This window comes from Acinetobacter lactucae (assembly GCF_013344765.1).
GTDB classification, from domain to species: domain Bacteria; phylum Pseudomonadota; class Gammaproteobacteria; order Pseudomonadales; family Moraxellaceae; genus Acinetobacter; species Acinetobacter lactucae_A.
The window spans coordinates 1-10,352 of the sequence record NZ_JABVBF010000127.1; the positions used below are offsets into that span (position 1 = coordinate 1).

Below are 10,352 nucleotides of genomic sequence, written 5' to 3' on the forward strand. Positions count from 1 at the left end.
ACTTAAAAAGCGTGAATGGTTAATAGAAACTGTAGATGAGTTGGCACAGCTAAACTCTGACTATAGTAAAAAAGTTCCTTCAATTACTGCTCCAAGTTTTTCTGATTTTATGAAGGATTACTATAGTCAACATCGCCCTGTAATTTTAAAAAATGGAATAGAACATTGGTCAGCTTTACGTAAATGGTCTCCAGAATATTTTGCATCACAGTTTGGTCAGCATTTAGTTGAAGTCCAAATGAATAGAAATAAAGATGAGCAATTTGAAAGACATTCTCCATCACTAAAACAAAAAATGAAGATGTCAGAGTTTGTATCAAAAGTTATGTCAGTTGATGCCAGCAATGATTTCTATATGACTGCAAATAATGCGACTAACAGTCATCAGATGCTTCAAGAACTATTTTTAGACATAGATGATTTTGCAGAAGGTTATTGTGACTTGGCTTTAAAAGATGGGCGTAGTTTTTTATGGTTTGGACCTAAAGGAACTTTTACGCCATTACATCATGATTTAACTAACAATATGTTAGTCCAAATTTATGGACGGAAAAAAGTAACTTTAATTCCTGCCTTGCAAGTTCCTCATTTGTATAACGATCACTGGGTGTTTAGTGAATTGAGTAATGCAAATAAAATTGATTTTGAAAAATATCCTTTAGCAAAATCAATTACGCCAGTTGAATGTATTTTAAATGCTGGGGATGCTTTGTTTATCCCCATTGGTTGGTGGCATAGTGTAGAAAGTTTGGATGTCTCAATCAGTATTTCTTTTACTCATTTTAAGGCTCCAAATCATTATGTTGATCGGTTTCCAAAAGAGGTCTAAGAATGAAAATTGCATCTTAAACCGTTCAGTGTGACAATTGCTCGGCCCATACTGTTTTTCAAATATGAAGGAAAATTGTTACCCTATGACCACACTCCAAACGAATAATGCAGAACTTAATCAAAAGCAGGTATTAATGTTAATGGAATATCTGACTCAGTGGTTAATTCGTTCGGGAGTTGGATATAACGACTTTGTAACTGCTTTAAAACCAGTTTTTTATCAACAGGCTTTAGCTGAATTAGAGCGTATAGAGCAAAAACCAACTGATTCAGCAGTTAGTTTACTTTCAGGGTTACATCGCAAAGACGTCAATGCATTTAAAAAGGTGATGCAGGCTGGACAGCCTTTAACAGAGGCAAAAGTAGCAGAGCCAGTAAGTGTTCCCGCTCGGGTGATAGGTTTGTGGCTTGCAGAGGGATTGGCAGAGAAAATTCCATTTGTAAGTAATGATCAGATTAGCTTTGAAAATTTAGTAAAGAAAGTTTCAACCGAAAAACATCCGCGATCTATTTTGAACGAACTCGAACGTCTTAATATTGTGAAAGAAGAAGATGGCCTTGTGATGTTACAGCAGCGTAGTTTTATGCCTGATGTGGAGCAATTCGAAGTTCGAAAATTACTAACGAATAACTTAGAGGCACATTTAGCTGCCGGAGTTCATAATTTATTTCAGCCAGAAAAAGAACCCTATTTAGAACAAGCAATTTTTGCTGATGAACTAACAGATGAGTCAATTCATTTACTTAAACAAGCAAGTTTACGCTTATGGGAAGATTTATCACTACAAGTACTTAAGTTAGCCATTGAACGTTGTGCACTCGATCAAGGAAAAGAGGGTGCAACCAAAACTTTCCGTTTCGGAGCTTATCAATATGACGAAAACAACTTATAAAAAATTAATAATATCCATGAGCTTTATTTTAGTAGGTGGTCTTTTGACTGCTTGCGGAGAGGATTTATTTGCAGGCGGTGCCAGTTTAGGCGGGTCGGGGTATCCAACCAAACCCGGTAAACCGGGTGATTTTGAAACGCCAGCAGATGGAGATAAAGGTGACTCAAAAGATAATGAAATCTGGTTACCTGCACCTGTTGAGGATGATTGTCATGGCTTACAGCGTAAATTACAGTTTCTCAATAATGTAACGCGTGAACCCATAGAAAAAGAAACTATTTTTAAATATGCGCACCAGTTAACTTTAAATGGCACAATTGCTTTACAGATTACTCAAACTAATCAGGGATTCGAGAAAATACAAGAAAGACAACCTGCGTGTTATGTACCTTTAGAACTCTATTTATTGGGAAATACAAAGCGTTCTTACCCAGAAAATGAGTGTAAAGAGACTCAAACCTACGAATATCAGCCTAATGAAACCAAGACTTTTATTGTCAATTATCCTGCATTTGAAATCATGAATGGTACTTGGAAATATGGTCTAGAAAGCACCTATTTGAAAAATGATCAGGAGTTAAAACAATGCGAACCTTTAACTATTCAATTTAAAATAAGTGCGCCACCTGAACCAATTAAAATTAATTAAGTTGAGTCATCCTTAAGCTAAGAACAAAGCCTAATCGATAAAGTTCAATGAAATTTTAAAGGAATTATAAGTTAAGCTCGTTCTAACACTTTTTCATCATATGTGATTTGGGCTGCTAAAACCTGTTCAATATTGGTTTCAGCCCATTCTTTTAATTGGAATGCCATTGCAGCAACATTTTTTCCCAAAGAAGTCAGTGAGTAATCAACACGAATTGGGGAGGTGTCCTGGATTTTTCGTTCGATAAAGCCATCTCTTTCCAACATTTTTAATTTTTGAGATAGCACTTTCGGCGAAATACCTTGAATATTCTTTTTGAGCAAATTGAAGTGCTGAGTTTCCTCTTCAAGCACATTTAAAATCAATAAAACCCACTTATCTGCAATTTTTTCAAAAAATAAACGAGCAGGGCAATGTTGTTGAAAAACATTATATTTTAGACATTCATTCATACTATTTTCCTGCTAATTTCTTAAAAATTACCCTAGTTACCATTTAGTAACTAATTGACACCTAGTTTCTAAAATATATCATTAAATGGAATTTAATAAAACAAAGGTTTTCTCCCATGTCTAACTCTAATATCGCGGTTGTATATTTCTCTGGTTATGGCCATACCAAGGTAGTGGCTGAAACGTTTGCAAATGAAATTAATGCGCAGCTCATCCAAATTGATCGAGAGGGGAATATTACTGAGCAAGATTGGCAGACATTAAATGATGCGAAGGGGATTGTCTTTGGTGCTCCGACTTATATGGGCACAGCACCATGGCAGTTTAAAAAGTTTGCTGATGCAACTTCGAAAGTATGGTTTACACGTGGTTGGCAAGATAAAGTATTTGCAGGTTTCACAAACAGCGCGAGCTTAAATGGGGATAAGCAAGTAACTCTCATCCAATTACAAACTTTAGCATCGCAGCATGGTGGAATTTGGGTAAGTCTTGGTTTATTACCTGCGAATACAAAAGACGCAACACGTGAAGATGTGAATAACTTAGGTGGCTCAGTTGGGCTTTTAGTTCAATCACCTTCTGATGCAAGTGTAGAGGAAGTTCCTACTGGTGATCTTGAAACAGCGAAACTTTATGCTCAACGTGTGCAAAGTATTGTGAATAAAATTTTTGGTTAACCTGACCATAAAAAAGGCGCTTAAAGCGCCTTTTTTACAAGGGGGTTATTCGTGCTCATTATGTTGTGGTGCCTGATATTTAAATCCTTTGGTTTTATAACCTAGATATAAAATACCGAACATTGCCCACCACAAACCATATTTTAAAGCCGTCTCTTCAATCTCAAGCCATAAGGCAAAGATACTAAAGAAACCAAGGAGTGGAATAATGACGAAGTTAAAAATGTCTTTGAAATTCTTGGTGCGGCCATCACGTAAAGCATAACGTGAAATCACGGATAAATTAACAAATGTGAATGCCGTTAATGCACCAAAGCTAATCATTGAAATGACAATATCTAAGCTCATGAAGCCTGCTGCTAGTGCCACAACACCTACAATAAGAATATTGTATGAAGGCGTATAGTTCTTTGGACTAACATGACCAAAGATTTTTTTATTGATTACACCATCACGTCCCATCGCATACATCAAGCGTGATACACCTGCATGAGCTGAAATACCAGATGCCATGACAGTAATGATTGCAAAAGCAAGAACATATGACTGAAATAATGAACCACCTACTAGTAATAAAATGTCTGGCTGTGTTGCTGCAACATCTTCAAAGTAGTTTTTAGGGTCATTAGGGAAGTAAATTTGCATGAAGTAAGTACTGATGACAAAGATTACTCCAGCGATAAGTGCTGTTAAGAAAATCGCTTTAGGTAATGTTTTTTCAGTATCTTTTGTTTCTTCTGCCAAAGAACTTAAAGAATCGAATCCAGTAAACGAGAAGCAAAGTAATGTTGCACCAGTGACCAATGCACCCACGGATGTCAACTCGTTCCAGAAAGGCTCTAAGCTCCACAACTGATAACGGGTTGCTGCTGTAATAGGGCCTTCTGCATTATAGCCCATTTGTAATTTGCTATAGACCAGATAAGTAAATATACCGATCACGAGTAACTGTACAAATACAATGAGGCTATTAAAATTGGCAACAAAACGTGCACCGCGTAAGTTAATACCAGTCATGAACGCTGTTAATACAATCACCCATACCCAATGATTGACTGTAGGGAATAATGCATCAAGATAAATACCAGCTAAAATAATATTGACCATTGGTGAAAGCAAATAATCTAACCAAGATGACCAACCGACCATGAATCCAACATTTGGATGAATGGATTTTTGTGCATAGGTATAAGCTGAACCTGAAGACGGATAGCGCTTAATCATATGTCCATAACTAATGGATGTCAGCAAAATTGCAATTAATGCAAAAATATACGAAGTCGGAACATGGTAATGACTTTCTTCGGAAACTAGACCGAATGTGTCAAATAATGTCATTGGCTGAATATAGGCTAAACCAATAATAATAATATGCCAAAGACCTAACGTTTTTTGTAGTTTAACTACAGACGGAGTCCCAGAGATAGTTGTCAACGGCGTTATCCTCATAATCGTTGATCAAGGATCAGCTTGGTGTTAAGGATCGTTTGAGACGAACGATCCCCCCTACAGAAAAAGATAAAGTGCGCCAATCTATCCTAAATTGATGCAAATTGTCAGTACTTTCATCGATTTTTTAGCAAATTTTTTGCCATATTTACAAATAAAATGATGAATACAGATTCACATCTATAAAAAAGATCCTGATTTTATTTAAAAATCAGGATCTTATGATATATTTTTTTAATTTAACTTATCTTGTTACCATGCCTTTTGTAAGATATCTCGGATATCTTTTAGGCTTGCTTCTTTAGGATTGTAAATAATTGAGCCATCATTTAGTGCTTTCTCTGCAACTTCATCGAGCTGTGCTTCAGTTACTTTGCCTGTTTCGCGTAAAGTGCGTGGTAACTTGGTTAAAGTAAATAGACGATCACGCATTGCCAAAATCGTAGCAATCGCTCTGTCTGCACGTTGGGTTGCTGGAGTTTGGGCATAGATATCAGCACCAGCTAATGGTAATAGTAACTCACCAATTTTCTGACCATTTACTTGCTTATTGTATTCAAGTACATATGGTAAGAATAAATTCATGCATAAACCGTGAGGCAGGTGAGCCACAGCACCTAAAGCATGACCTAAAGAGTGTACAAGGCCTACCATTGAGTTAGAGAATGCAATGCCAGCCATTGTAGAGGCTTGTGCTAGTTCTAAACGACCTTGTGAGTCATTTGGATTTTCTAAGACATTAAATAAATTTTCGCTGATTTTTTTAATTCCAGCACTTGCATAAGCATCGCTAAGTGGGTTTGCAGCCATACATGTATAAGCTTCAACACAATGTGTTAATGCATCCATACCTGTCATTGCCGTTAAATGAGGAGGCAATGTAAGCGTCATGCGTGGATCTAAAATCGCTGCATGTGGCATTAAGTAATAAGAAGCAAATGCTAACTTAACATTCTTTTGAGTATCTGAAACCACAGCAACCATTGTCACTTCAGAACCAGTACCGGAAGTTGTTGGAATGACAAAAAATGGTTTTAATGGTTTTGGTAAGTTGTGTGCACCAGAATATTGAAGTAAGTCATCTCCACCTTCAGACACTAAAATGTTAGTTGCTTTAGAGGTATCGATAACTGAACCGCCACCTACGGCAATAATCGCATCACACTTGTTTGTACGATAAGCTTCTGCTGCAAGACGAACGACCTCTAAACTTGAGTCTGGTGGGACGTCATCGAAAACATGACCAATGACAGCATCGGTCGTGCTGAATGCAGCTTCAATAGGGTTGAGTAAACCATTTGCGCGAACACCTTTATCTGTAATGATAAGAGGACGTTTTGCACCTAAAGTTGCAAGTTCAAACGGAATATGTTCTAACGCAGCATTACCAGCAATGACTTTTACAGGACAAAAGAATTCGTAATATGGTTTAGCCATGTTATGCGCTCCGCTTGAAATAGGACTTAGCTACTTTTAGATAAATATTTGCAGCTTCGTTGAATTTTTCTTTTAGGGTGAGTTCGGTTGGGTATTCTTTGACTGCAAGTGATGCAACCAATTTAGGTAAAATAAGAGATTCCATTTTATTTAAACAGCGTACTAAGCGAATGGCAGCAGATACGTCACCATCAGCAATCATTCGGTCATTAGCAAATGCTTGAGCCGTACTTTCTTGAAAAGAAAATACCAAAAATGCATGAGTTACATGTTTGAATGTAATGGTCAAGTCTGGCTTTTTTTCCGCTCTTTTGAGTAGCTCTAACTGTTTGTTTTCTGTGACTCGAGCAAAAAATGCTGGTCCATTGGGGAAAACATTCATTGAAAGTACAAAGTGAACAGGAAATTTAGATACTTCCTCTTGTATTTCAGTGTCCACTTGACTTGCCATGACTAAGCCACGACCAACAACATCCATCATGAGCTTAACGTAGGCAAGTTGCAGAGTAGGCTTTACAGCTTTTGTTGAAATCACTCGCGTATCCCTTGTTAAAATTATGCAAAAGCAAATTTAGAGTAATTACTCTAATCCATTTTTATTTCATCGCAAAGCGATTTATTCAGTTTTGACTTCTGGGTCATTAAAGTACCCAGTATTCTTAATATACTCAATAAAGTCTTGGCAAAGTTGAGTGAATGATGGATAAGGAGTCACCAAATCTTGTATACGAACCATTTCTAAACCTGCGTAGCCACAAGGATTGATTGTCTGGAATCCATCTAGAGCACAGTCCAGATTTAGCGCTAATCCATGGTAGCTACGGCCACGACGAATTTTAAAACCTAAGGAACCAATCTTACGGCCATCTACATATACTCCTGGTGCATCAGGCTTAGCATACGCTTCAATTCCGTATTTTTTTAAAACATCTATCATGAATTGTTCAGCAAAACTGACTAATGTACGTACGTTCCATTTTAGACGATTAAGATCGAACATGAAGTAAGCCACAAGTTGACCGGGTCCATGCCAAGTTACTTGTCCCCCACGATCAGTTTGTACTACAGGAATATCTGATGAAATGAGAATGTGTTCAGGTTTGCCAGCTTGACCTTGAGTTAAAACATTATGATGCTGAAGTAACCATAACTCATCGGGCGTATCTTGATCTCGCTCATTTGTTAAGAGTTTCATGGTTTCAAATTTGCTTTGATAATCTTGTAAATCGTTCCATTGCCGAATGATTAAGTTAGGTTTATCAAGGCTCATCACAATCTCTTCCTATAGGTTAGTTTATGCGGCGCCCAGTGAATATCTACTAGATAAAGCCGAAAACCTTGTAATTTTAAAGGATTTTATAAAAGGAATTCTAAATATTTGTATGGTTTTTCGTGGTGTGGAGGTTTTAAAATTTCCAAAAAAATACCACAGTAAGCATGCCTGACTGTGGTATTTATTGAAGAACTTAAAATTAAAGCGCAGTTCTAATCTGCGGACAAGCAGCCAAGTCAGCATACAGTGCATGAACTTGTTCCAATTCTTCAAAGCGCAATTGTGCTGTTAAAGAATGATACTTGCCGGTGCGAGATTCTTGAACTTTTAATGTTGAGTGATCGAAGTCTGGAAAATGTTTTACCAAAATATCAACTACAGCAACACGTAATTCTTCACCCGCATCGCCAATAAGTTTAATTGGATAATCCATCGGAAATACCCAAAGATGTTCTTGTAGTTCGCGAGATGGAGTGCGGTCTAACATAAGTTACCTCATGATTTGAAACGCCTGCATTATCGCAGGCGTTTATAGCTCTTTCTGTTAAATGGGGCTTAATTTTGAAATTTCAAGCTCTCAAAACTTAGTCATTTTCCAAGAAAGAACGTAAGTGTTCAGAACGAGAAGGGTGACGTAATTTACGCAATGCTTTCGCTTCAATCTGACGAATACGTTCACGTGTTACGTCAAATTGTTTACCAACTTCTTCAAGTGTGTGATCGGTTGGCATATCAATACCAAAACGCATCTTTAATACTTTAGCTTCACGTTCAGTTAAGTTTTCAAGTACTTCACGAGTTGCTTCTTTTAAGCCTTCTGAAGTCGCAGCATCAATTGGAGAAGTGATGTTTTGATCTTCAATGAAATCGCCAAGATGCGAATCTTCATCATCACCAATAGGTGTTTCCATCGAGATCGGTTCTTTAGCAATTTTCAGTACTTTGCGAACCTTAACTTCATCCATTTCTAAACGTTCACCTAATTCTTCAGGTGTTGGTTCACGGCCCATTTCTTGTAACAATTGACGAGATACACGGTTGATCTTGTTAATCGTTTCAATCATGTGTACTGGAATACGAATTGTACGAGCCTGATCGGCAATCGAACGGGTAATTGCCTGACGAATCCACCAAGTTGCATAAGTCGAGAATTTATAACCACGACGGTATTCAAACTTGTCTACAGCTTTCATCAAACCAATGTTCCCTTCTTGAATCAAGTCAAGGAACTGTAAACCGCGGTTGGTATATTTCTTCGCAATAGAGATTACCAAACGAAGGTTGGCTTCTACCATTTCTTTCTTGGCACGACGTGCTTTCGCTTCGCCAATTGCCATACGTTTAGAGATATCTTTAATTTCAGCAACGCTTAAACTAAGCTCTTTCTCAATATCTGCAATCTTTTGCTGGAATGCTAAAACATCTGGGCGAACTTTTTCTAAATGCGCCTTGATTTCAGCAGGAGCTTTAGCAATTTGTTCATCTAACCAAGCTGGATTAGATTCTTGTTTAGGGAAAGATGTACGGAATTGAGTACGGTCCATACGGCCACGACGTACTGCATAACGCATGATTTCACGTTCATTGGCACGAATTTGCTCATGTGTACCACGAATCATTTCAGAGATGATGTCAAATAAACGTGGTGTAAATTTAAACATCATAAACACAGTAGCTAAAGCTTCTAAAGCTTCTTCTGCCTCTGGGCTGTTACGACCATGCTTTTCAACAACTGCTTTTGTTTTAGCCCAAGCAGCTTCTAATTCAGTAAAACGAACTTTTGCGACTTCAGGGTCAGGACCAGAATCACCTTCAGAGTCATCATCACTTTCTGACTCTTCATCTTCTTCATCGTCATCAAGTTTAACTTCTTTGGTTGGTGTTGCTGTCGTTTCTTCTTCCTCAAGTTCAGCTTCGTCTTCTAGAACTTCAGGAATATCATCGTCAGTTTCTGGATCAAGATAGCCAGATAAAATATCGGCAAGACGGCGCTCGCCAGTTAAGAAATCATTATATTCTTTTAATACAACTTCAACAGCATTTGGCCAGTAAGCAATTGAATTAAGAACATCACGGATACCTTCTTCAATACGCTTGGCGATGCTGATTTCACCTTCACGGGTTAACAGCTCAACTGTACCCATTTCACGCATGTACATACGTACAGGGTCTGTCGTACGTCCAGGCTCATTTTCAACCGATGCAAGTACGGCAGCAGCTTCTTCTTCAGCAACCTCATCAGTTGTGTCAGTCGACTCACCGAACATCGTATCGTCAGATTCAGGTGCACGCTCGTGTACAGGAATACCAACGTCTTGAAGCATTTGAATAATGTCTTCAATCTGTTCGCTTTCAGTAATCGAGTCCGGCAGATGATCGTTAACCTCAGCGTAAGTTAAGTAACCTTGTTCTTTGCCTCGGCTAATCAGAGCCGCTACTTGAGAAGTAGGGGAATGCATATCGCTCATCTTTGCTTACTCTTTGTTGAATCTGTGGCAGTGAAAAACCGTGCATGATAGCACAATTTGCTTGAAATGTTTTGGCTTTGATCAGTAACCGTTAAATAAAAAATATCTTTGAATTCACATCTGTTTTTTGAATATTGGGCTAAAATCATTTTTTTCAAGCTTAAATCATCGAAAAGATCATAGAAATTTTTTTTTGATAAAAAAATAGTTCAGTTTATAAATA

At 37.7% G+C, this 10,352-nt stretch carries 11 protein-coding genes; 4 read left to right on the top strand and 7 right to left on the bottom strand.

Annotated elements, in window-relative coordinates; genetic code table 11:
* The 3 genes from HUN22_RS12505 to HUN22_RS12515 form a co-directional block, all read left to right on the top strand.
* Positions 1-829, top strand: an 829-nt coding sequence (locus tag HUN22_RS12505; protein ID WP_174729834.1) for a cupin-like domain-containing protein, incomplete at its 5' end; no start/stop codon positions are given.
* A gap of 85 nt (positions 830-914) precedes the next feature.
* Positions 915-1,724 carry a DUF6502 family protein gene (locus HUN22_RS12510; RefSeq protein ID WP_174729836.1) on the top strand — a complete coding sequence of 270 codons (810 nt, stop codon included), beginning with the start codon at positions 915-917 and terminating at the stop codon, positions 1,722-1,724.
* Positions 1,725-1,740: 16 nt separating this feature from the next.
* Entirely contained in the window at positions 1,741-2,373 is a 633-nt protein-coding gene (locus tag HUN22_RS12515; RefSeq protein WP_174729846.1) for a hypothetical protein, read from the top strand.
* Positions 2,374-2,444: 71 nt separating this feature from the next.
* On the opposite strand, the gene HUN22_RS12520 is transcribed toward HUN22_RS12515, so the two are convergent.
* A complete protein-coding gene (locus tag HUN22_RS12520) occupies positions 2,445-2,825 on the bottom strand; it encodes a winged helix-turn-helix transcriptional regulator (protein ID WP_174729838.1) in 381 nt (126 codons plus the stop codon).
* Positions 2,826-2,941: 116 nt separating this feature from the next.
* On the opposite strand from HUN22_RS12520, the gene HUN22_RS12525 reads away from it, so the two are divergent.
* Positions 2,942-3,502 carry a flavodoxin family protein gene (locus HUN22_RS12525; protein ID WP_174729840.1) on the top strand — a complete coding sequence of 187 codons (561 nt, stop codon included), beginning with the start codon at positions 2,942-2,944 and terminating at the stop codon, positions 3,500-3,502.
* Between the two features lie 45 nt (positions 3,503-3,547).
* Here the strand turns inward: HUN22_RS12525 and HUN22_RS12530 are convergent, their stop codons facing one another.
* From HUN22_RS12530 to rpoD, 6 genes are all read right to left on the bottom strand, one after another.
* A complete protein-coding gene (locus HUN22_RS12530; RefSeq protein WP_171265344.1) occupies positions 3,548-4,951 on the bottom strand; it encodes an APC family permease in 1,404 nt (467 codons plus the stop codon).
* Positions 4,952-5,203: 252 nt separating this feature from the next.
* Entirely contained in the window at positions 5,204-6,388 is a 1,185-nt protein-coding gene (locus tag HUN22_RS12535) for an iron-containing alcohol dehydrogenase (RefSeq protein ID WP_016143320.1), read from the bottom strand.
* Position 6,389: 1 nt separating this feature from the next.
* Entirely contained in the window at positions 6,390-6,923 is a 534-nt protein-coding gene (locus tag HUN22_RS12540) for a hypothetical protein (RefSeq protein WP_174729842.1), read from the bottom strand.
* An 81-nt stretch (positions 6,924-7,004) separates the two neighbouring features.
* Entirely contained in the window at positions 7,005-7,658 is a 654-nt protein-coding gene (lipB, locus tag HUN22_RS12545) for a lipoyl(octanoyl) transferase LipB (protein WP_005064548.1), read from the bottom strand.
* A gap of 202 nt (positions 7,659-7,860) precedes the next feature.
* Positions 7,861-8,148, bottom strand: coding sequence for a YbeD family protein (locus tag HUN22_RS12550; RefSeq protein WP_002116017.1), 288 nt, complete (start codon positions 8,146-8,148; stop codon positions 7,861-7,863).
* A 97-nt stretch (positions 8,149-8,245) separates the two neighbouring features.
* On the bottom strand, positions 8,246-10,129 hold the full coding sequence (gene rpoD, locus HUN22_RS12555; protein WP_174729844.1) for an RNA polymerase sigma factor RpoD: 1,884 nt from the start codon (positions 10,127-10,129) through the stop codon (positions 8,246-8,248).
* Positions 10,130-10,352 lie beyond the last annotated feature (223 nt).